At 74.6% G+C, this 23,996-nt stretch carries 8 protein-coding genes; 5 read left to right on the top strand and 3 right to left on the bottom strand.

The genetic code is table 11. From position 1 onward, the window contains the following. The first annotated feature begins 6 nt into the window (after positions 1-6). The 4 genes from V5F53_RS19320 (at position 7) to V5F53_RS19305 (ending at position 7,946) form a co-directional block, all read left to right on the top strand. A complete protein-coding gene (locus V5F53_RS19320) occupies positions 7-2,343 on the top strand; it encodes a caspase family protein (protein WP_393997513.1) in 2,337 nt (778 codons plus the stop codon). Continuing rightward, a complete protein-coding gene (locus tag V5F53_RS19315) occupies positions 2,343-4,061 on the top strand; it encodes a CHAT domain-containing protein (protein ID WP_393997514.1) in 1,719 nt (572 codons plus the stop codon). The genes V5F53_RS19320 and V5F53_RS19315 overlap by 1 nt, the downstream gene beginning before the upstream one ends. Then, entirely contained in the window at positions 4,058-6,463 is a 2,406-nt protein-coding gene (locus V5F53_RS19310; RefSeq protein ID WP_393997515.1) for a hypothetical protein, read from the top strand. The genes V5F53_RS19315 and V5F53_RS19310 overlap by 4 nt, the downstream gene beginning before the upstream one ends. Positions 6,464-6,686: 223 nt before the next feature. Continuing rightward, positions 6,687-7,946 carry a serine protease gene (locus V5F53_RS19305; RefSeq protein WP_393997516.1) on the top strand — a complete coding sequence of 420 codons (1,260 nt, stop codon included), beginning with the start codon at positions 6,687-6,689 and terminating at the stop codon, positions 7,944-7,946. A gap of 58 nt (positions 7,947-8,004) precedes the next feature. Here V5F53_RS19305 and V5F53_RS19300 read toward each other — a convergent pair whose 3' ends face one another. The 3 genes from V5F53_RS19300 to V5F53_RS19290 are packed head-to-tail and all read right to left on the bottom strand — an operon-like array spanning position 8,005 to position 12,433. Then, complete coding sequence (locus V5F53_RS19300; RefSeq protein WP_393997517.1) at positions 8,005-10,152, bottom strand: caspase family protein; 2,148 nt, start codon at positions 10,150-10,152, stop codon at positions 8,005-8,007. Further along, complete coding sequence (locus V5F53_RS19295; protein WP_393997518.1) at positions 10,149-11,054, bottom strand: hypothetical protein; 906 nt, start codon at positions 11,052-11,054, stop codon at positions 10,149-10,151. The genes V5F53_RS19300 and V5F53_RS19295 overlap by 4 nt, the downstream gene beginning before the upstream one ends. Then, positions 11,051-12,433 (bottom strand): CHASE2 domain-containing protein, encoded by a 1,383-nt coding sequence (locus tag V5F53_RS19290; protein ID WP_393997519.1) that lies wholly within the window; start codon positions 12,431-12,433, stop codon positions 11,051-11,053. Before V5F53_RS19290 ends, V5F53_RS19295 begins: the two co-directional genes overlap by 4 nt. Positions 12,434-12,909: 476 nt before the next feature. Between V5F53_RS19290 and V5F53_RS19285 the strand changes: the two genes are divergently transcribed. Then, positions 12,910-23,598 carry a hypothetical protein gene (locus V5F53_RS19285; protein ID WP_393997520.1) on the top strand — a complete coding sequence of 3,563 codons (10,689 nt, stop codon included), beginning with the start codon at positions 12,910-12,912 and terminating at the stop codon, positions 23,596-23,598. Positions 23,599-23,996 lie beyond the last annotated feature (398 nt).

Here is a 23,996-nt window from a genome sequence, read left to right as displayed (position 1 = left end):
CGCCTGTTGAGACCGCGTCGGGCTCATTGCGCCCTGCGCGGGCAGGAGAGGCCGCATCCGCCGGCGCGACGGTGCGCGGGCGGCGGGCTGGCCTGTCTCGTGCTGGCGCTGGGGCTGCTCCTTCCGCAGATGGCGGCGGCGCGCAATCTGGCCCTGCTGGTCGGCGTCGCCGATTACGACGAGCCGACGATCCGCCCCCTCTCCGGGCCGCGCAACGATGTGATCCAGCTGTGGCGCCACCTGTCCCGGCACGGCTTCGAGGCGGACGACATCGCCGTGCTGGCCGAAGGACTCCCCCAGGCGGCGGACGTGCCCCGCCCGCGCGCCGCGCCGACCCGCGCCGCCATCGTGGAAGAACTGGCCCGCCTCGCCGACCGGGCGGGCCCCGGCGACATGGTGGTGTTTCACTTCTCCGGCCACGGCACCACCCAGCCGGAGGCCGCCCCTGTCGAGACGGCCCTGCCGGAGGCCGGCGGACGCGATCAGGTGCTGCTGCCGAAGGATGCCGGCCGCTATGACCCGGCCGCCCGCACCATCCGCAACGCCATCGTCGACAACGAGCTGGGGGCGGCCCTCGACCGCATCCGGGCGACGGGCGCCACCGTGTTCGTCGTGGTCGATGCCTGTCACGCCGGTACCGTCACGCGCGCGGCGGACGCGGCGCGCGGCGTCGATGCCGGCGTGCTGGGCGTGCCGCCGGCTGGAACCGGCGTGGCCGGTCCGTCGCCGCGCCCACCCACCCGGGCCCCGATGCGCGGCGGCGCGCGACGGGAGGCGGACGCGCAGGCGAGGGAGGAGACCGGAGCGCTGGTGGCCTTCTTCGCCGTGGATTCCTGGACCCCGGCCATCGAGCGCGCCTACCCGGCCCCGGCTGCCGGCCTGATCGAGAAGCCCGGCGCGGACGGCGCGGGGCAGGCCACCTTCGGTGTCTTCAGCTGGCACCTGCTGCGCGCCCTGGAGAGCGGACGGGCGGCCACCTTCCGCGACCTCGCCCGCCTGATCTCCCTCGACATGGCGGCGGCGGCGCAGCTCGCCCATGCCCCGCTCCCGGTGTTCGAGGGCGACCTGGACCGCCGCCTGCCCGGCTCCGCTCCGGCCGGTCCGCCACGCTTCGCCACGCGCCGCGAGGGCGCGGAGCTGGTGATCGAGGCCGGCGCGCTCCAGGGATTCGATGACGGCGCCGAGATCGCGGTGTTCGATGGCCCGCTGGCGGACGCGCGACCGCTTGGCAGGACCCGCGTGTCCGGGACCGGTGCCGGCGAAAGCCGGGTGCCGCTCGCCGACCTGTCGTCCGACCTGCCGCCCGGCCGCGCCACCGGGCAGGAAACATTGTGGGCGCAGGTGGAACACCCCGGCGTCGCCTTCCGTTTCCGGGTGGCCAATGTGGCGCCGCCCGAGGCGGCCCAGGCCGTCGCCCAGGCCGTCGCCCAGGCCGTCGCCCAGGCCCTGGAGCCGGCGGCGGGCGCGCCCGCGCTCGGCGTGGAGCTGGTGGCGCCCGGCCAGCCCGCGGACCTCACCCTGCATCTGGGCGACGGGCGGCTCTGGCTGGTGCCGGACGGCGGGCGCCTCGTCCGGGACCCGCGCGCTTATGGCCGCAGCGCCTCCCTCCCCGCGGATGGCGAGCCGGACCGTCTGCGGCAGGCGCTGGCCGCATTCGCCCGCGCCGCCAATCTGGTGCGCCTCGCCAGCGTCATCGACCAGGGCATGGGCGCGGCCTCGGGCGAGGTCGAGATCAGCCTCGATCTCATCCGCGAGACCGATCCCGACCGGCTTGCCGACCCTCGGCGCGACTGCGCCCCCGCCGCGCGCCCGGCCGCCCCCGCGCCGGTCGACAGCGGAGTAGCGGCGCCGCTTGCCCATTGCGACACGGCGCGCCTCACCATCGCCAACCGCTCGGAGCGCGACATCGACCTCGGCATCTTCCTCCTCGATCCCCTGGGGGGCATCGACGTGCCGGTGCGCGCTTGGCGCCAGAACGGCTGCATCGCCACCCTGCCGGCCCGCGCTTCCGGCCCCCTGGTGCTGCGCACGACGCTGCGGACATGGGGCAAGGACGGCCCCTCGCAGACCGGCCTGCATCGCATCCTCGTCTTCGCCCTGCCGCGCACCGGCGGCATCCCGCCGTCGCTGTGCCACCTGGTCCAGCGCGACGTGGCCGCCGCTGCGGCCGGCGCCCTGCGCGACAGCGGCCAGCGGCCCTTCCTCCATCTGCTGAGCCGCGCCGCGCTGGTCGCGCCGGGGCTGCGCGCCGCCAATCCGTTCGAGGGGGAGGACGGAGCGGCGGGCTCGATCGTGGCGCGCCAGTTCAGCCTCGACCTGCTGCCGCCGGAGGCGAGCCGCTGATGCGCCTCCTGTTCCGGCTCACCCTCCTGGGTGCCTGCCTCCTGGGGGCCTGCGCGCTCGGCCTCGTCCCCCCCGCCGGTGCGCAGCCGGCGCCGCCATTGCCCGGGCCGACGCACCTGCGCGATGAGGCCTTCCAGGCGGCGCAGACGGCGATGCTCACCTCCGCCAGCATGGCCCTTGCGCAACTCGGGGTGCGCTTTTCGGCCGGCTCCGACGAACTCGCCCGGCTGGTGCGCCAGCGACAGGACCTTGTCGCGGCCTGGAAAAACGCGGACCGGGCGCTGGTCAAGGCGCTCAGCCTGGCGGGAAGCGGCGCCGGGGCCGACACCGACGTGGAGGCGCGCCGCGCCGAGGCGCACGCGCTTCAGGCGCGCATCGCCGACAGCGACCGCGACATCGCCGCGCGTTTTCCCGCCTATGCCGAACTCTCCCAGCCGCAGCCGGTCTCCATCGCCACGACCCAAGGCCTGCTCGGGGCGGACGAAGCGCTGGTCCTGGTGTTCGTCGGCACCCGCGACACCTTCGTGTGGGCGGTGACCCGGGACGCGGCAGACTGGCACCGCGTGCCGCTGCCGCGCGAGGCGCTGATGGCGCGGGTGAAGGCGCTGCGCGCCGGCCTGGACCCCGCCGCCGTCGCCGTCACCCGCTCCGCCCTGCGCGATTTCGGCGACACCGACGTGGCCGGCGAGAACATCGCCGCCAGCAGGCCGGCGGGCTTCAGCCGGGCGAGCGCCCATGATCTGTTCCGCCAGATCCTCGCCCCGCTCGACCGCCTGCTGGCGCCGCGCGAGCGTATCTTCATCGTCGCCGACCGGCCCTTCGACGCGCTCCCGTTCGCCTTGCTGGTGACCGCGCCGCCGCCGGGCGAGGATAGCGACGCCGGCGCCCTGCGGGAGACGGCGTGGCTGATCCGGCGGCAGGGCCTCGTCACCCTGCCGTCCGTGTCGGGGCTCAGGGCGCTGCGCGCCGCCCCCGGCGCCCCGGCGCCGCTGCCGTTCCGGGGATACGGTGCCCCGCTGCTGGGCGGGCGCCATCCGGCGGCGCAGCTCGCCTCGGCCGCGCCGGATGTGGCGGGCGCCCTGCTGCGCGGCGGGCGGATCGATCTGGAAACCGTGCGCGGCCTGGCGCCGCTGCCGCAGACCGAGGGCGAGCTGCGCCGTCTGGCCGCGGCGCTGGGCGCCCCGGCCGACGCGGTGCAGGTGGGAGCCGCGGCCACCAAGACCGCGGTGATGACGGCGGACCTGTCCCGCTATCGGGTGCTGGCCTTCGCCACCCATGGCCTCCTCGCCGGGGACATCCCGGGCCTGTCGGAGCCGGCGCTGGTCTTCACGCCACCGGCGGCGGACGGCGCGGACGACGGCCTTCTGACCGCCTCGGAAGCCGCGCGGCTCAAGCTCGCGGCCGATTGGGTGATCCTGTCCGCCTGCAACACCGCCGGCGGCGACGGCACCCCGGGCGCGGACGGCCTCTCGGGCCTGGCGCGGGCCTTCTTCTATGCCGGCGCGCGCACGCTGCTGGTGTCCCATTGGCCGGTACGGGACGACGCCGCGGCGCGGCTGACCACCGCCACCCTCGCCGCCATTCGGGACGAGCCCGGGCTCGCCAAGGCGGAGGCGTTCCGCCGCGCCACCCTCGCATTGATCGCCGACGCCACCGACCCGACGCTGGCGCATCCGGCGATCTGGGCGCCCTTCGTCATGGTGGGGGAAGGCCGGTGAGGACCCTCCTCCGCCTCGCCCCGGCGATGGTCGCCGGCCTCCTTCTCGCCCTCCCCGCCACGGCTCGGGCCGGCGCGGCGCAGTCCCCGGCGCCGGAGCTCGTTGAGCGACTGAACACCGCCTACCGGCTGCTGGACACAGGCCAGCCCGACGCGGCCCGGGCGCTGCTGGAGACCCTGCGCGGCCCGCTGGAGGATGAAGGCCGCGCGGACCTGTTGATCCGGCTCTACGACCTGATCGGATATGCCGGCCACGAGGTGAATGATCCCGCCGCCGAGGTCGAAGGCAATGCTCATTCGGCGATCCTGAGCTATCTGGTCGCGCCTCTGGACGCCCCCGATACGGTGCTCGCCGAATTCTCCCTGGCGGAGGCCCAACGCCGCCACGACCGGCGCGACGGCCAGATCTACGCGCTGGCCCAGGTGCTGGCCCAGGTGCTGGCGGCGGCCCGGGGGTCGCGCCACGCCGGCCCGCCCTCCGCCGGCATGGAGGACCTGGAGGCGAAGGCCGCCGCGCTCATGGGCCAGCGCCTGCTGGGCGACGGACGGCCCGAACTCGCCCTCCTGTTCCTGCGCCGGGCCGAAGCGCTGGCGCAGGGCGGGCGCATCGACGCGGACGACGTGCGGAAGCTCGACCTCCTCGCCGGCACCGCCGCGCGGAACGCGGCGGCGCGGAGCGCCCTGCCGCTGGCGCGGCCGGAAGACTGCGTGGGACATGCCGGGCTGGAGGCGGCGCAGATGGCCGTGTGCCGCAGGAGCGCCGATCTCGCCCTCGCGCGCGGCGACGACGTCCTGGCGGACGCGATCCTCGCCCGCCTCGTCAGCGATGTCGCCCGCGCGGCGCTGCGGGCCGATCGCTACGATGCGGCCCGCGACCTGCTGGTGGTGCGCCTGCTGCATCGGGACGCCGCAGATCCGCAGCTGCGCGCCAGCGCCGAGCTGATCGCCAACTATCTCGCCTCCATCGGCGAGGTGACGTCCGCCGCGCTGGTCGGCGCCCGCGCCGCCCGCGCCGCCATCGACCTCGGACACCACGACCCGGAGCTGGCGCAGACATGCGGCCACATCGCCCGGCGGGCCGTCCGCGCCGGCGCGCCGGAACTGGGGCGACGCATGATGGCGCTTCAGCGCAAGGTGCTGCTGGCGGGCCTCGGCGAGACGGGCCCGTCGCTGTCGGCCACCGACCCGCAGGTGCTGCAGCGACACCTCGCCGCCGCGCTGCTGCGGATCGAGAGCGCGCGCATCGCCGCGGGGAGCGATCTGCCGCGCCGCGCCGCCGCCCAATGGGCGGAAGTGGAACGCCAGATCGCGGCCATCGACCTTGCCACGTTCGACACCGTCGAGCGCCTCACCGCCGTCGCATATGCCGGGGTGGAGGACTATGTCTTCCCGAGCTATCCCGCCGCGCTGGAATTCATGGGCCGGCTGGCGCGCCGCCTGCCCGCGAGCGACCCGCGGCACGATGCGGCGCGCGGCGCCTGGGTCAATGCCGTGGAGGTGTGGTGGGGCGACAGCGCCCGCGCCGATGCGCTGGCGGAAGAGGCGATCCGCGAGATCCGCGCCGCGCCGCAGGGGCGGACCGATGCGCTGGTGAACCTGCTGTCCGCGCGCGCGAGCATCGTCGCGCCCACGAACCCGGCGCTTTCGGCGCGGCTCACGCGGGAGGCCTATGAGATCGTGGCTGTCCAGCCCGGCGAGGAAACCCGGCGCGTGGAGCTGCTGCTGGACATGGCCCTGGACCAGACCGACGCCGGCCTCGTCCGCGCGCTGGTCGCCGAGGCGCAGAGGCTGCGCGAGACCGGAGGCGACATTGGCCTCTCCGCCGAGGTCCGGCTCGATCTGAAACGCGCCTTCATCGCCTTCGACGACGGGAACGCGGATCTGGCGGTACGCCTCGGCGAGGGCGCCATCGCGCGCCTCGCGGCCGCGGGCAAGGGCGACAGCTGGATGATCGTCGCGCCGGCCCGCGACCTCGCCGGCCTCTATGCCGCCCTCGGCCGCATGGAGGATGCCCGCGCCGTCTACGACACCCATGTGCTCGCGCGCAGCAATCCGGTGCTGGACGGCGAGAGCAAGGCGATCGCCGACCGGCTGGGGCTGGCCAATCTGGAGGCCTATTACGCGCCGGACGGCAACACTGTGCGCACCCTCTCGACCCTGCTGGAACGCGCCCGCCTGCGGGTAAAGGCGGATCGGGACCTTGCGCGGCGCATCCTGCGCGCGCAGGCCTTTGCGTACTCCGGCCTGGGCGACGGCGAAAAGGCGCGATCGGCGGCCCGCGATGCCCTCAGCGCGCCCCGGCCGGCCGCCAGCGACACCGAGGCCGCGCGCGAGGACCGCAAGCTGCTGGAAGCGCTGGTGGGCGCCGACTGGCTGGCCAGCCGCGCGGCGGCGGCGCCATGAGCGCGCGCGGCAGGACACCACGGCACGACACCGCGGCAGGACACCATGGCATGGCCTCGCCAGCGTCCGGCCGTGCTCGCGAGGAACGGGCCGGCCGATCGCGCGAGAGCGGATGGCCGCGCCGGCCATCCGCGATCATCGCCCCCGGTCCGCTTCCCCCGCGCCGCCCGATGCCGGGGCCGGCTCTTTACGCCTTCATCTCCCTTTCTACGGAGTGGCTCCCATGATGCTCCCGCCGTCTCGCCCCCATGCCTCCAGGGGAGGCCTCCGGCTCCTCGCGCTCGCCGCGTGCCTCGCGGCTGGGCCCACGGCCGCGCTGGCGCAGGAGCGCCCGGTTCCGGCATTCGCGCCCGGTGACGGCCTGCGCCTCCAGCAGTCCCCCGGCGATGCCGGACCGCGCCCGGCCACGCTGCCGGCATCGGACGATGTCGGCCCGGCGGAGCTGGCGGCGGACCGCAAGCCCCGCCCGGGCGGCGACCCGCGCGCGCTGCCCTACACCGCGGCCGGCATCGCCGCGAAGACCGGCGGGCTGCTGAAAGGCGGCACCCACGAGAAGATCGTCGGCGGCACGCAGGTGGCCCCGGGCACCTACCCGTTCCAGGCCGGGATCATCCGGGTCACCACCACCAATGGCAAGGTCACGGGCCTTGCTCCGGTGTGCGGGGGCACCGTGCTGACCTCGCGCTGGGTCCTCTCCGCCGCCCATTGCTTCGTGGAGGGCGCGGGCGGCAAGGTGGAGGGGCTGCGCAGCACCAAGAACCTGCTGGTCCACGTGGGCAACACCAGCCTTCTGGCCGACGACGGCGCCCGTGACTGGATCCCCATCAAGCGCATCATCGCGCACCCTCGCTACGTGACCGGTACGAACGTCAACGACATCGCCCTGGTGGAGCTGGAGCGCGCGCCCAGGAGCGGCGTGAAGGTGGACCAGGTGACGGTGGTCACGCGGGAATCCGAGGCGTCGGACCTGCCGGAGCAGGCCGAGCTGCGCATCATCGGCTGGGGCACCACCGCCGAGGGCGGGAGCCCCTCGCCGGATCTCATGGAAACCCGGCTGACCGCCGTGGACCGCGCCCAGTGCAACCGCGTCCTCACCTCCGCCCTGGTCGGCTCGCCCGACGCCCGCCGGGCGCTGGAGGATCTGAGCTACGTGTTCAATCTCACCCCGGTGGCGCGCAAGACGCTGGAGCAGCAGCTTCCGCAGATCGGCGGCGTGGTGACACCGCAGATGTTCTGCGCCGGCGCGGCGGTGGATGGGGTGGACACCTGCCAGGGTGATTCCGGCGGCCCGATCCTCAGCCGCAAGGGTGATGGCCCGTTCGTGCAGGTGGGCATCGTCAGCTTCGGCATCGGCTGCGGCCACGCCGAGTTTCCGGGCGTCTACACCCGCCTGGCCCTCTATATCGACTGGATCCGCAAGACCATCGCCCAGCCTCCCGCCGCGCCGGCCCCGGCGGCGGCCAAGCCTCAGGGCCGTCCCTGAGCGGACCCGATGCGGGCGGACGACACGGGCGCACCCGGGCGCGGCATGGGGCGCCCCGCTACGGCTTCACCGGCTGGCTGACCGGCCAGAACAGGAACGACAGGCTGGCGGCTTCCAGCGGCAGCCGCCCGCCGCGCGTCGCGCCGTCGAGGAGCGCGTCGAGCCCGCCCTCCTCCTCGCCGCGCGCCGCCAGCCCGGCGGTATCGTTGAAGCCTGCGAGGGCGCAGAGCGCGGGAAGGTCGGTCTCCCCCTCGATGAAGGGCACCCCGACCACGAACACCCCGTTGGTGGTGCTCGGCGCGCGCCCCGGCACGATGGCGCGCGGGTGGTAGGGCACCTCGAACACCAGCCGCCGGCCCGGCTCCAGCCGGTCCGAGACGGTGAGGCCCACCGGGCAGGAGGGCCGGCGCGCCAGCAGGTTCCAGGCATCGTCGAGGAAGAAGACGGCGGCCAGAACCGGCCGGGGGCTGCGGTTCTCCACCGCGACCCGCACCTTGTCGCAGACGGCCACGTGCCCATCCTCCGGCATCGCCGTCGCGCTGCCCTTGAATGCGCAGTGCCCCGTCTCCGGATCGCGAGCAAAGCGCCGGGCCTCCATCGTCACGTCGAGGTCCCGGCCCGCGCCGGTGGCGGCCAGCGCCTGCAGCCGCGACACCTGGCGCGCGCGCAGCACCGCGCGGGCGATCACCGTGGCGGCGGCATCGGCGTCCGCGCCGTGCGGGATGGCCGCGTGCGGGCCTGCCTCCACGGCAAGCGGATCGAGTCCGTCGGGCATGAAGCGCAGGCCGTCCGCGGTCATCCACGCCACCACCGCGGGGGCCGCGTCGTCCAGCCGCGCGCCCTCCTTCAGCGGCCCGGCGAGCGCCGCCTCGAAAACCTGCCGCAACCGGGCCTCCTGCGCCGCGTCGGGCGCGCCAGAGCCGGGCCATGGGCGCGGGCGCGAGACGGTGAAGGCGGCCTGCGGCGCCGGCCGCGCCAGACGGGCATAGGCGGCCGTCGCCAGCGCCGCCGCGCCCGGCACCGTGGGGCAGCGGGCGCTGGCCTGCCGACAGCCCGGCTTGAGCGCCGCCAGCCGGGCGCGGGTCGCCTCCACCTCCTCGACCACGGCATGGCCCGAGGGCTTGTCGGCGGGCTGCGCCGCGCTGTCGTACAGTGCGACCACGGCTCCGGCCTCCACGCCCTCGATCTGCCCGGCGTGGAGGATGCCGGCGCCAACCCGCCACGCGGCGCCGGCAAGCGCGGTCGCGGTGTCGCCTCCGGGCACCGGGCCGTCCATGCCGTCGCCCTCGAAGCTCGGCGTCTGGCGCGCCTGGAAGGCGGCATCGGCCCGCAGCTGGCGCCCGGTCTCCACCATGAGCTGGCGATAACTCAGCGCCGGGGCGCGCTGCAGCACGTCGGCGAGGGCCGATGTGAAGATGGAGCCCCAGACCCTCCTGTCCGGCGGCGCGCCGGGCGGCAACGCCACCTCCCGCGCCGTCTCGTTGGGCTGGGAGGCGTAGAAGGCGGTGAGCCGCCCCGCGCCCGGCGGCAGCGCCGGCGCCTGGTCGGCCAGCACCGTCGCTTTCTCCGGCGCCATGGCACTGGAGATGGACAGGCCGATGTCCTCCAGCGTGATCTTCTTGTCGTGGACGCCGTCGCCCACGGCGCGCGCGGCGGAGCCGGAGAAGCAACTGTCCAGGATGAACCAGACATCCGCGCCACGGCTGCGGATGGCATCGAGACGGGCGCCGAAATCCGGCCCGTCGATGGTGTTCTCGAACCGGGGGCGGGCGCCCCCCGGCTTCGGCGGCGCCGCGTCGCGGGGCAGGAACACCTGGTCGAGACCGTCCGCCTTCAGGGTCGTACGCGACGGCTGGCGGGTGCCGTGGCCGGAGGCGTAGAAGACGACGAGGTCGCCCTTCCGCGCGGCCGCGGCCAGGCGCTCCAGTCCGGCCAGGATCGCCGCACGGGTGGGGGAACCGGCGGTGCCTTCGACACCGTCGGCCAGCACCTCCATGTCCCCCGGCGCGACGCCCCGCGCCTGAAGCGCGAGCCGCATGCGGCGCACATCGTTGGCGGGAGCCTTCAGTTGCTTGTCGGCCGGCAGCTCCGGATAGCCGGAGACGCCCACCAGCAAGGCCAGGGTCTTCGCCACGGCGCCCTCGGCCCCGCCGCCGCAGCCGAGGGCGACGAACAGCGCCAGCGCGGCCCGGCGCGGCCCCCTCATCGCCCCGGCTTCCGGCCGTCGGCAAGGCGCCGGAGCAGTTCCTCGGCGGCGCCGTAACGCCCCGCTTCGGCGGCCAGAGCGGCCGCCTGGAGGTCCCATTCCGCCGGCGTCTGATCAAGCAGCCAGAGCGCGCCCGCCACCTGCCCGAAGGCGGGCGTGGGGGCGCCCTCCGTGACCCAGGCGGGAACGGGCGGCGCGGCGGCATCCGCCAGAAGGTCCACCAGCGCCTCCTCGCCCTCGCCGTCACGCACCGCCAGCACCAGCCGGCCCGAGGCCGCCGGCGGCAGGGTCGGGGCGGCGGAGCGCCCGGCCGCGGGCGTGGCGGAGAGCACGGCGCCCCCCGCGCCGGGGGCGCGGACCTCGACGGTGAAGGGCGCGACGCCCCCCTGCCAGCCCAGCCACAGGCGGGTTCCCGGCACCACGCGCTGCGGCACGCCGCGACCCATTTTCAGCCGCAGGGCTTCATCGCCGCGGCCAATCAGGTTAACCGTGCGCGCCGCCGGCCGGCTCTCGAACAGTTCGCCGATCATGGCGGCGAGGGCGCTGAAGCGCCCCCCGGACGGCAGCGCGCCGACGACGGGATGCGGGGAGCGCGCGGCATCGACCCGCAGCTGGCGATCGTTCACCGTCTCGATGGTCACCACCGCGCCGGCCTCGCCCACCACCACCTGGTCGCCGTCGAACAGGGCGCCGCCGATCTGAACCGGGATCTCCTGCCCCTCGCGCAGCACATGGGCCGCCGCCTCGGGATCGGCCGCCGGCAGCTCCATGCCGATGATGTAGCCCGCGGGGGTCCGCGTGTCGGCATCGCGCGCCATCGCCGCCGGGCTCCCGGCCACAAGAAGGAACAGGGCCAGCCAGGCGGGGCGCAATCCGGCGCGGAGCGGGGCAGCAGGCGTCACGGCGAAGTCTCCGTCGGGGGCGCGGCCGGCGGCTTCCCTGGCTTCAGCAGCGCGCGCCAGCCACGCACGCGCCAGTCCTTGCCGATGGCCTGGAGACCCTCCACGGTGGAGAGGAAGGCGACCATGCCGAACGCCGCCAGCACCATGTCGCTGGCGGTGGAGGGAGCGAAGATGCGGCCGAGCCCCATCAGCGCGGCCAGCACGGCGAGGGCGACGGCGACACCCGCCGCCAGCGGGCGCAGCCGCGCGGTGATCGCCACCAGCACCCCGAACAGGGCCAGCGCCACCAGGGTCGTGCCCAGCGGGCCGACGGGCCGGCCGGAGAGCACCGCCGGCGCCGTCGCCACCGCATTGGCGACGATGAGCGCGCCCGGCAGAAAGCCGATGGGCGTCAGGTGCCCGTCCATGCTCTCGGCATGGCTGGCGCCGATGATGACGAAGCGGCCGCGCAACAGGTCGTCCGCCACCGCCCGGGGCGCCGCCACGGCGCCGGACGCCGTCATCAGCGCCCGCGCCGACACCCGGCGGAACAACGGCATGCGCCGACCATCGCGGGTGATGAAGTGCGGAGCGGCGAGATCCGGGCCATCGGGAATCAGGAAGGCGATCGCGGCATGCGGGTCCGGATTGGCGGGCCAATCCGGCGGCGTGGCCCTTCCCGCGCCGGGCGCGCACACCGCTTGCGTCCGGCTGTCCGCGAAGGCCTGGACATCGGCAAGCGGCCGCGGCGGCACACCCGCGACAGCGGCCGCGAACAACTGGGGCGACGGCAAGGTCCGGGCCGGGGCGGGCGCGCACGCGGTGTGGCTCAGCTGCCAGCGCCGCACCACCCGGTCCTCGTCGATGCGGCTCACGCTCGCAGCCCAGATCACATTCGGCTTGTCGCGCACCGCCGCGTCGAGAAACGAAGGCTGCTCCGCAAGGGCATCGGCGCCGTTGCCGGCGGGATCGAGCGCCCCAAGGCGGCGGGCGAGAGCGAGCGGCGGCGCATCCGGCGGATAACTGGCGAGAAACCCGGCCAGCGCCCCGTCTCCGGCGGGTGATCCGGGCCGGGAGGTATCCATGTCGAGGAAGATGCCGCGCGCCTGCTTGGCGGCGGCGAGGGAGAGAAGGCCTGCCAGCAGTTCCCGAGGGGTCGTCTGGGGATGGCCGAGCGCGGCCATGGTAAGCGGGTCGATGTCGATCAGCGTCACCGGAATGGCATCGCGCGTCGCGCCGGACAGAACCGCCGACCACCGCACCATCCGATCCTTCTCGCCGAGATTGGCGCTGAAGCCGGCGATCCGGTCGGCAAGGCCGAACGCCGAGAAGGCACCGATGACGCAGGCCATGAGCACCGGCTTGGCAAGCCGGCCGATCCACCGGGGCGGGCTTTTCACGACCGGACCGACCTTCCGCGGGAATGCCGGGGCGCATCCGGCTAACAAGCTGTGAAATCACCGAATACAGATGGGACGTGGGTTTGGGAAGAGGCCCGTCCGGCGGCGGGTGCCAGCGGGGGCCGGCGGCCCGTCCGGCAGCGGGCGGAGCCGGGGCGGGAACCGGGGACGCTCCCGCGGGACGACCACCCGGGGCGGCGCGGAAACACCCTGCGGGCGGCGATCCGCCCGCTCCGGACGAACCTTGCCGCGCCCCTCCGCCGGGTTGGCCGCAGGCGGCGCAGCATGACCCATCGGAAAGTGAGGTAGCGGAAAGCTTTGCGTCGCGGGTGACTTCCCGATTTCATCGGGCATGCGGCTGTGTAATATGCGCCTTGAGCGGAGCTGGGGGGCGACGGATGCATGGGATCGGGGTCCAGGCTGGGCGCGCGAAGCGCGCCAGGGCAGGCGGCGTGTATGGAGCGTCCACCACGCGGATGCTGCTTTCGACCGCCCTCACCACCTCCCTGTGCGGCATCGCGCTGCTCGCGGGCGCCGCGGCCACGACGCCGGCGGCGGCGCAGACTGTAGTTTCGCCACCCTATTCCAGCTCGGTCGTCGGCGCGCCCGGTGGCAACGGCGGGTCCGAGAACTATGACATCGATGCCGCGCAAGGCGGCACCGGCGGCGCGGGCCAGAGCCTCGGCGCGTCCTCCATCGCCATTACCGGCGGCTCCTCCAGCACCTATGTCGCCGTCATAACGAGCACCGGCGGCGTCGGCGGAAACGGCGGCTACGGCTCGACCACCGGCGGCTTCGACGCCAATCCGGGCGGAGGCGGAAACGGGGGGACCGGCGGAAACGGCGGCGCGCTGACGCTCGGTGTCAGCGGCCTTGTCGCGTCCGGCCTCACCCAGACCGCGATCACCGTCTCATCCCTCGGCGGCAATGCCGGGTATGGCGGCTACGGCCACAGCGACGACGGCTCCGGCACCGGCGGCACCGGCGGCACCGGCGGCACCGGGGGAGCCGTCGCCACCACCCTCAGCGCCTCGACCCTCGTCTCCTCGGGCGCCGGCATCGTCATCTCCAGCATCGGCGCCACCGGCGGAAATGGCGGCTGGGCCTCATCCAAGACCGACACGGCCAGCGGCGGCAGCGGTGGCACCGGCGGCGCGAGCGGCCAGGTCACCTTCACATCGACCAACGCCACGGTGACCGCAGGCACCGACGCCGGCATCCTGCTGCAATCCCAGGGCGGGCAAGGCGGCTTGGGATCATACGGCACCACCACCTCCGCCAGCTCATCGGGCGGGGGCGGCGGGAGCGGCGGCGACTCCGGCAGCATCAGCGCCACCATCAGCGGCTCGACGGTGAGCGGCGTCACCTCGGGCATCACGGCGTCGGCGGCCGGCGGCAACGGCGCGGCCGGCGCCTATGCCTACAGCGCCACCAGCAACCCCGACGGCGGACAGGGCGGACAGGGCGGACAAGCCTCCTACAGCAAGGTGGTCGTCTCCGGCAGCACCGTATCCGCCAGCGCCGGCACGGCCATCACCATCACCTCCCAGGGCGGCCTGGGCGGCGGCGGCGGCAGTGCCGAAAGTGACTTCGCGCAGGCCTATGGCGGCGATGGCGGCAAGGGCGGCAACGGCGGCAACGCCAGCGTGACCTTGTCGTCCTCGACTGTCAGCGGAACCTCCGGCGGCGTGGCCGTGGCCTCCGTCGGCGGGGCCGGAGGCGCGGGCAACAGCTCCCTCAGCCTGACCACCATCGGCCATGGCGGCACGGGCGGCAACGGCGGCAACGGCGCCGGCGCGTACGGCACCCTGTCCAACTCCACCATCAGCGGCGGCAGCGGCACGGCGCTCAGCTTCACCTCGACCGGCGGGGCCGGCGGCGTCGGCGGCGAGGGACATGCCGTGGCAGGCGCGGCCCATGGCGCCGCGGGCGGGGCGGGCGGCCTGGGCGGAACGGTCAATGTCACGCTGACCAGCGTGACCGTCAACAACACCGCCGGCACCGGCGTCTATGCCGGATCGTTCGGCGGGGCCGGCGGGGCCGGCGGCGAGGGCGATTCCACCGCCGTCAACGCCACCGGCTATGCCGGCGGCAATGGCGGCAACGCCGGGAACGTCACCCTGGTCGCCTCCGGAACCATCCAGGCCTCCGGCCCCGGGGTGGTCATCAAGGCCAATGGCGGCGCGGGCGCCATCGGCGGCTTTGGCTACGGCGGCCTGAGCGACGGCTGGGGCGGCAACGGCGGCAATGGCGGCAATGGCGGCACCGTCGCCGTCACCATCCAGCAGGACACCGTCATCGCCACCACTGCCGCCAATGCGGCGGGCATTTCCATCGCCGCCAATGGCGGTGCCGGCGGCACGGGGGGCAGCGCGCGGTCGACCGCGTCGGCGCAAGGCGGCGACGGCGGCACCGGCGGCACCGGCGGCAGCGCCACCCTCTCGGTCCAGGGCGGCGCAAGGATCAGCACCACGGGGGATTCGGCGGCCGGCATCCTGGTCGCCGCGAACGGCGGCGCCGGCGGCAACGGCGCCCCGGCCGACGATTCGGTGAATGAGAGCGGCGGCAATGGCGGCACCGGCGGCAGCGCCGCCGCCGGCACTGCCGTCACGGTTTCGATCGCCAGCGGCGCGCGGGTTTCCACCTCCGGCTACGCCTCCAGCGGCATCGTCGCGCAGAGCCTCGGCGGCACCGGCGCCAACGGCGCCAGCGTCGGCGGCTTCATCGTCAGCTCCGGGGGCTCCGCGGGGGCCGGCGGGACCTCCGGCTATGTCACCTTGAACTCCGCGGGCGTCGTGAGCACCACGGGCAGCGGCTCGGTCGGCATCGTGGTGCAGTCGGTGGCCGGCGGCGGCGGCAACGGTGGGTCGGCGAACGGCGTGGTGACGGCCATGGGCGGCAACGGCGCCATCAGCGGCTCGGCCGGCAGCGCCACCGGCGTCAACACCGGCACCGTCACCACCTCCGGCAATTATTCCCACGGCCTGCTGGTGCAATCCATCGGCGGCGGCGGCGGCAGCCTCGTTCTGGGAAGTGGCGGCGTCGCGGTCGGCGGATCCGCCAGCAACTCCGGAACCGGAACCGGCGCCGAGGCGCTCGCCAGGAATTCCGGCACCATCACCACCAGCGGCGCATTCTCGGACGGCATTCTCGCCCAGTCCATCGGCGGCGGCGGCGGCAATGGCGGCGGCGCCGGCGGCATCGCCTCGCTGGGCGGCCAGGGCGCCTCCGGCGGCACCGGCGGCACCACCAAGCTCTACAACAGCGCCCTGGTCTCCACCAGCGGCGCCAACGCGCTCGGCATCGTCGCCCAGTCGGTGGGCGGCGGCGGCGGCCGGGGCGGCGGCACCATGAGCATCGGCGTCGGTGTGGCCGCGGCCATCGGCGGCGGCGGCGGCGCGGGCGGCGCCGGCGGATATGTCTACCTGAGCAATTCCGGGGCCAGCGCCTCCACCCTCACCGTTTCGACCAGCGGCGACAATGCCACCGCGATCCTCGCCCAGTCCATCGGCGGCGGCGGCGGCGCGGGCGGCAACGCGGTCGCCGACAGCGTCGAGGGGGTCTCGCTCGCCATCGGCGGCACCGGCGGGTCGGGCGGCAACGCCGGCAACGTGGTGGTGGTCAACGCCGCCGGCGTGAAGACCAGCGGCGACCGGGCCTCGGCCATCCTCGCCCAGTCGGTTGGCGGCGGCGGCGGCTCCGGCGGCTCCGGCCTGGCGCAGAACGCGGGTGTGTACTTCAGTGCCGCGGTCTCGCTCGGCGGCAACGGCAGCGGCGGCGGCAAGGGCTACGCCGCCACCGGCACCAATTCGGGGGTCATCGTCACCACCGGCGACGATTCCATGGGCATGGTGGTGCAATCCATCGGCGGCGGCGGCGGCAATGGCGGCTCGTCGGCGGCCAAGAGCCTGTCGGCCGGCATCGACGGGTCGGCCTCGGTGTCGGCCGCACTTGGCGGTACCGGCGGCAGCGGCAACAGCGCCGGCGCCGTCAACGCCTACAACACCGGCACCACCAGCACCTCGGGCAATGGCGCGACCGGCATCCTGGCGCAGTCCATCGGCGGCGGCGGCGGCACCGGCGGCGACGCCACCGCGCTCGGCGTCAGCGTCTCCAGTGGCGTGGCGCTCAGCGTGTCGGTCGCCCTCGGCGGAACCGGCGGGTCGGGCGCGAATTCCGGAACGGTCAACGTTGAGAATTCCGGCGGCGTGACCACCAGCGGCGACTTCGCCGACGCCATCATCGCCCAGGCCATCGGCGGCGGCGGTGGCAATGGCGGGGTCGGGACCACCTCGTCCAACGCGGTCTCCCTATCCGGGAAAACCTCCATCACCCTGTCCCTCGGCGGCGGTGGCAGCGGTGGCGGCGCCGGCAACGGCTACGGCGTCACGGTGACCAATTCCGGCACCATCGCCACCAAGGGCGCCAGCGCGCGCGGCATCCTCGCCCAGTCGGTGGGCGGCGGTGGCGGCACCGCGGGCGGCGGCGTCGCCAATGCGGCCGGCGGGTCGATCGATGTTGGCGCCACCCTGGGCGGCACCGGCGGCGGCGGCGGCGCCGGTGGCTCGGTCACGCTCACCAATTCCGGCACCATCGTCACCGCCGGCAGCGATGCCGATGCCATCCTGGCCCAGTCGGTGGGCGGTGGCGGCGGCGTCGGCGGCTCGGCCTCCGGCAAGACCCAGACCAAGAGCAATCTGCCCAAGGCCACGGACGGCTCGTCGACCTCCTTCACCCTGACGGCGGACCTCGGCGGCGCCGGCGGCAAGGGCGGAAATGGCGGAACCGTTTCCGTCAACTCGGTGTCGGCCGATCCCAGCAAGACGGTGCAGATCCTCACCGAGGGCGACCACGCCTCCGCCATCGTCGCCCAGTCCATCGGCGGCGGCGGCGGCAAGGCCGGCGCGGCCGCCGGGTCGGCCAGCGGCGGCTCGGCGAGCTTGAGCTTCACACTCGGCGCCAAGGGCGGCAATGGGGGCACCGGCGGCGAGGTCGCGGTCACCTCCGACGGCATCATCGAGACCCGGGGCACCGATTCCATCGCCATCCTGGCCCAGTCGGTGGGCGGCGGCGGCGGCATCGCCGGCAACACCAATGCCGCCGCAACCTCGAAGATCGCGCTCGGCGCGTCGCTGTCGGGCAGCGGTGGCAACGGCTATTCCGGCGGCTATGTGTCAGTGTCCGCCAGCGGCAAGATCGTGACCGCCGGAGAGCTCTCCGACGCCATCCTCGCCCAGTCCATCGGCGGCGGCGGCGGCGTGGGCGGCTCGGCCGGCGCCGATGGCCATGCCTCCGGTAGCCAGTCGGTCTCGGCGACGCTGACCCTCGGCGGGGCCGGCGGCACCGGCTCCAACGGCGGAACCGTCCTCGTCACCAACGCGGCCACCCTCTCCACATCCGGCGCGAGCGCCAACGGCATCGTCGCCCAATCGGTCGGCGGCGGCGGCGGCAAGGGCGGCTCGTCCACCTCCAAGGGCTCCACCGGCAGCTATTCCATCGGCGCCAGCCTGGGCGGCGCCGGCGGCGCCGGGGCCTATGGCGGCAGCGTCACGGTGAAGAACACCGGCGACATCATCGTCACCGGCGACCATGCCAACGCCATCTTCGCCCAGTCGGTGGGCGGCGGCGGCGGCTCGGTCGGGGCCTCGGCGGCGGCGACCTCCGCCAAGACCGCGAGCGTCAGCTTCTCCCTCGCCGGGCAGGGCGGCCAGGGCGCCAATGGCGGCACGGTGGCCGTCACCAGCACCGGCGACATCCGCACCCAGGGCCAGAACGGCGACGGCGTGCTGGCCCAGTCCATCGGCGGCGGCGGCGGCAATGCCGGCAGCGCCACCAATGCGGCGACCGGCAAGTTCGCGGTGGGCGCCGCCATCGGCGGCACCGGCGGGGGCGGCGGCAACGGCGGCGCCGTCACGGTCAGCTTCGAGAATGCCACGCTCGGCACCCTCGTCACCACCGGCCACGCGGCCGACGGCATCCTGGCGCAGTCCATCGGCGGCGGCGGCGGCAACGGCGGCGCGGGCACCGGCAAGGCCGACGGCGCCGGAGGCAGCAGCGCCAGCCTCGACGTAGCGGTGGGCGGCGGCGGCGGCTCCGCCGGCAATGGCGAAACGGTGAAGATCCTCAACGGCGCCGGCAACACCCAGGGCGTGGCTGTCACCACCCTGGGTGTCGGCGCCAACGGCGTGGTGGCCCAGTCCATCGGCGGCGGCGGCGGCAAGGGGGCAGCGGCCACCTCCAGCAGCGCCACCAAGGGCAAATCCAGCACCGCCAGCCTGTCGGCGGCGGTGGGCGGCGCGGGCGGCAGCGGCGGCAGCGGTGGCAACGCCTATGTCACCTGGACCGGCGGCAGCATCGTCACCGGAGGCGACCACGCCTCCGGCATCGTCGCCCAGTCCATCGGCGGCGGCGGCGGCCTCGCGCTCGCCACCCATGCGGCGGCGGACGGCACCAAGGCACAGGCCAACGTCTCCGCCAGCATCGGCGGCGCCGGCGGCAGCGGCAACATCGGCCAGATCGCCCAGGTCAGCACCTCCGCCGACATTCTCACCCTCGGCGCCTTCAGCTACGGCATCCTGGCGCAGTCCATCGGCGGCGGCGGCGGCAAGTCCGGCACCTCCGGCGGCACCGCCAAGGGCGGAACGGCAGGCGTCACCCTGACCCTGTCGGGAGCCGGCGGCAGCGGCAATGCGGGCGGCGCGGCCAGCGCCACCACCAGCGGCAGCGTCTTCACCAGCGGCCATGGCGCCACCGCCATCCTGGTGCAATCCATTGGTGGCGGCGGCGGCGCGGCCGGCAGCGCCGACAATGCCGCCACCGCCCACTTCACCCTGGGCGGCGCAGCCGGCGGGGCCGCCGGGGCCGGCAGCAACGGCGGCAGCGCCACGGCCACCCTGGCATCGACCAGCGACGCCCGCATCGTCACCCTCGGCGACCTGGCCGACGGCGTGCTGGTGCAATCCATCGGCGGCGGCGGCGGCGCGGGCGGCGCAGGCACCGGAAAGGCCGACGGCAAGGGCGGCAACGGCGTGAGCCTCACGGTCGGCCTCGGCGGTTCCGGCGGCAACGGCGGCGCGGGACAAGCGGCCACCCTTCGCAACGGCGGCCAGGACGACCCGTCCGGCACCGCCTTCAGCATTTCGACCTCCGGAGAGGGGGCGAACGGCCTCGTCGCCCAGTCCATCGGCGGTGGCGGCGGCAAGGGCGGCGCCGCTTCCTCCACCAGCGGCGGCGCCGGCACGGCGCAGCTGTCGGCCACCCTCGGCGGCAGCGGCGGCAGCGGCGGCAACGGCGGAACCGCCAGCGTCGTGAATTACGGCTTGGTGCGGACCACCGGCGACCACGCCAGCGCCATCCTGGTGCAATCACTGGGCGGCGGCGGCGGCAACGCGGTAGCCAGCAGCTCCACCGCCTCCGGAGCGAGCGCCAAGCTCAACCTCTCGGCCAGCCTCGGCGGCAGCGGCGGCACCGCCAGCAAGGGCGGCAAGGCCTCCGTCACCAACGCCGGCCAGTTGGAAACCACGGGCGACTTCGGCCACGGCATCCTGGTTCAATCGGTGGGCGGCGGCGGCGGCAGCGCGGCGGTGACCGGCGACAGCGGCACCGGCGGTTCCGCCGATGTCGGCCTCGCGCTGACCGGCGCCGGTGGCGGCGGAGGTGGCGGCGGCACCGTGACCGTCACCAATACCGGCGACATCACCACCTCCGGCACCGGCGCCAGCGCCATCCTCGCCCAATCCATCGGCGGCGGCGGCGGCTTCGCCGGCAGCGCGCAGAACAGCACCAGCGGCAAGGTCGCGGTGGGCCTCAGCATGACCGGCGGCGGCGGCAGCGGCGGAGCCGGCGGCAACGTCACCGTCCTGGCCCAGGCGCCGGTGAGCATCGTCACCACCGGGGGCGCGGCGGACGCCATCGTCGCCCAGTCCGTGGGCGGCGGCGGCGGTGTCGGCGGGGCCGGCAAGACCACGGCCGACGGCAAGGGCGGCAACAGCTTCGGCCTTTCGGCCACCGTCGGCGGCGGCGGCGGGGCCGGCGGCGCGGGCCAGACGGTGCTGGTGACGTTCGGTTCCGGCACCTCTTCCCGTATCACCACCGGCGGCCACGACGCGGCCGGCATCCTCGCCCAGTCCATCGGCGGCGGCGGCGGCAAGGCCAGCGTCGCCTCCTCGTCCGGCGGCGCCACCTCGGGCAGTGCCGGCATCGGTGCCACCGTGGGCGGGGCCGGCGGCACGGGCGGCGACGGCGGCACGGTCACCCTCGCCATCGACGCCCTGATCCAGACCCTGGGCGCGGGCTCGGACGGCATCCTCGCCCAGTCCATCGGCGGCGGCGGCGGCACCGCCTCGGCCGCCAACAGCGTGGCGAGCGGCGGCGGCAACACCATCACCGCCACCCTCGGCCTGGGCGGCAACGGCGGCACCGCCGGCAACGGCGGGAACGTGACGGTCACGCAAAGCGGCGTCCTCTACACCAACGGCGATTCCGCCAACGGCGTGCTGCTGCAATCCATCGGCGGTGGCGGCGGACGGGCCTCCACCGTGGGTGCCGACTCCGGCGCCGGCAGCTTCGCCGCCTCGGTTTCGCTCGGCGGCGCGGGCGGCGCCGCAGGCCACGGCGGCACCGTGACCGCCACCATCACCGGCCTCGTCCAGACCACCGGCGACACCTCGGCCGGCGTGCTGGCCCAGTCCATCGGCGGCGGCGGTGGCCTCGCGGCCACCAGCACCAGCACAAGCTCCGGCAGCCATGCCGTGGCCCTGACCCTGGGCGGGGCCGGCGGAACGGGAAGCTATGGCGGGGAAGTGAAGATCGACCTCGCCAGCACCTCCAGCGTGATCACCACCGGCATCAACTCCCATGGCCTGCTGGCCCAATCGATCGGCGGCGGCGGCGGCATCGCCGGCGCGGCGGCCTCCGACGCCACCGGTGCCGTGGCGTTCGCCGGGGCGGGCGGCGCGGGCGGGGCCGGCGGCGACATCTATGCCCTGGCCGGCGGCAGCATCACCACCCGGGGACGCGGATCGGCCGCCATCTTCGCCCAGTCCGTGGGCGGCGGCGGCGGCATCGGCGGCGATGCCTCCAGCGCGGTCTTCTCCGTGTCGGACGGCATTTCCGGCAGCGGCGGCGGCGCCGGCAACGGCGGCAACCTGACGGTGTCGCTGACCGGCACCGCCGCGACCTTCGGCGACAACGCGCCGGTGATCCTCGCCCAGTCCATCGGCGGCGGCGGCGGCCTCGCCGGAACCACCAGCGGCGTCGGCCTCGGCACCGCCGGGGGCACCGGCACCGGCGGCACGGTGACGGTCCTGGTCGCCGGCACCGCCATCGCCCAGGGCAACAACTCGCCGGCGATCTTCGCCCAGAGCCTCGGGGCGAGCGGCAACGGACAGATTTCCGTGGTCCTCGCCAACGGCGCCGTGGTGCAGGGCGGTACCGGCGTCGCCGCCATCGTCGTGTCCGGCGGCACCAACAACACCATCGACATCCTGAAGGGCGCGACCCTCGCCAGCCTCGACGGACTGGCGATCCAGGCCAGTTCCGGCAACGACGTGGTGACCAACAGGGGCACGGTGAGCGGCAACGTCCACCTCGGCACCGGCGTCAACCAGTTCATCAACGCGGCGGGCGCCACCTTCAACTCCGGCTCCACGGTGCACGTCCTGGCGCTGCGGGACGAGACCGGCGGGCCGGCCGTCGCGAGCCAGGAGCCGGCCGGGGCGAGCGCGGTGGCCCACGGGCTCATCAACCACGGCACCCTCAATCCCGGCGGCCTCGGCGTCATCGCCGCGACCGAGGTGATCGGCCTGTTCAACTCCGATGGCGTGCTCCAGGTGGACCTCGATGGGCAGCACGCCCGCAACGACGTGCTGAACCTGTCCGGCGGCGCCGCCCTGGACGGCACCATCGATCCGCGGCCCACCACCATCGCGCCCGGCGTGGTGCACACGATCTTCGTCGCCGACAGCGTCTCCAGCACCGCCGTCGCCAACGATTCCGGGCTTGCCTACAGCTGGGATGTCCTCACCACGCCCACCTCGGTGGCCATCACGCCCGTGGCCCATTTCGTGCCCCAGGGCGTCTGGCTCAGCACCAACGAGACCGCCGTGGGCGGCATGCTCCAGCGGGCCTGGAACGCCGGCGGCTCGCCGGGCATGACCGACGTGTTCAGCAGCCTCATCGGCGTGTCGGCGGATGCCGCCTACCAGAACGCCCTGAGCCAGTTCTCGCCGCAGCTGCTGCAGAGCACGGCGGGGCTGCGCATCGCCGACAGCCGGGCATTCCTGAACCGCACCCTGAGCTGCCCGGTGTTCGTGGCGGAAAGCACCCAGCTGCGGGAAGACCGCTGCGTGTGGACCCGCATCATCTACGACCGGACCAGCCAGGCCACCACCAGCCAGATGCCCGGCTTCACCGCCGACACGCTGACCTTCCAGGCCGGCGTGCAGACCGAGCTCGCCACCGACTGGTTCTTCGCCCTCTCCGGCGGCTATCAGGACTCGTCGGTGTCCAGCTCCAACGCCTCCTTCTCCGCCGATGGCCAGGGTGCCGACATCGCCCTCGCCCTCAAGAAGCAGGCGGGGCCATGGTTGTTCGCGGCCGGGCTGGATCTCGGCTGGATGTCCTATGACAACACCCGGCAGATCGGCCCGCTGAACGGCTCCGCCCGGAGCAGCTCGGACGTCTACAACGTCACCGGCCGGCTGCGCGCCGCCTACGAGTTCTCGTTCAGCACCTGGTACGTGCGGCCTCAGGTCGACCTCGACCTCGTCTACGTCAGCGCGCCCTCCTTCACGGAGCAGGGCTTCACCGGCGGCGAGCTGGCCATCGCCAGCAGCAGCCTGACCACCTTCGTCGCCACCCCGGCGGTGGAGCTGGGCGGGCGTCTCGATCTCTCCGACGGGACGGTGCTGCGGCCCTACATGACGGCCGGCGTCTCCTTCGCCTCCAACGACTCGTGGTCGTCGGCCGCCCGCTTCCTGGCGGCGCCGCTCAGCGCCGGTTCGTTCACCACGGTGACGCCGCTGCCCAACGTGCTCGGCAATCTCGACGTGGGCCTGCAGGCGCTGACCAAAGACAACCTCGAGCTCAAGCTGGAGTATGGCCTGAACGTCGGCGACAATTATGTGGCGCAGCAGGGCATGGCACGGTTCGCCATCCACTTCTGACGCCCCCGGCCGGGCTCCGCTGCCGCGCCATCGGGAAGGAGCCCGGCGGGCACCGGCCCGCATCGCGGGGGCGGGAGGCCGGCACGGGTGAGGGATGACGTGTCGCGGGCCCTCCTGCGGCACGCCCTGAAAAAGCGAGGTGTCGGGGTGCGCCCCTTCGTGTGGCAACGGTCGGCGTAGCCACGCCCGGCCGTCTCCCGCCAGCGGTCATTTCGGAGCCGGCTCCCGACGGACCTACCCGCCTGGCAGACCTGCCCGCCCGACCATCCGCCCCGCGCCAGCCGGGCCTCGCGCCGCGCCGGAAGGCTCAAGCCTCAGGGCAGGCCCTCCGGCCTCCGCTCGGACCAGCTGGGCAAACTTGCCCGGTGGAGCTGCCCAGTGGAGCTGCCGGCGTGCCG

It is taken from the genome of Xanthobacter cornucopiae (assembly GCF_043195065.2).
Taxonomy (GTDB): Bacteria; Pseudomonadota; Alphaproteobacteria; order Rhizobiales; family Xanthobacteraceae; genus Xanthobacter.
Note: the sequence above shows the minus strand (reverse complement) of the source record. Positions and strands in the feature narration are given on the sequence as shown.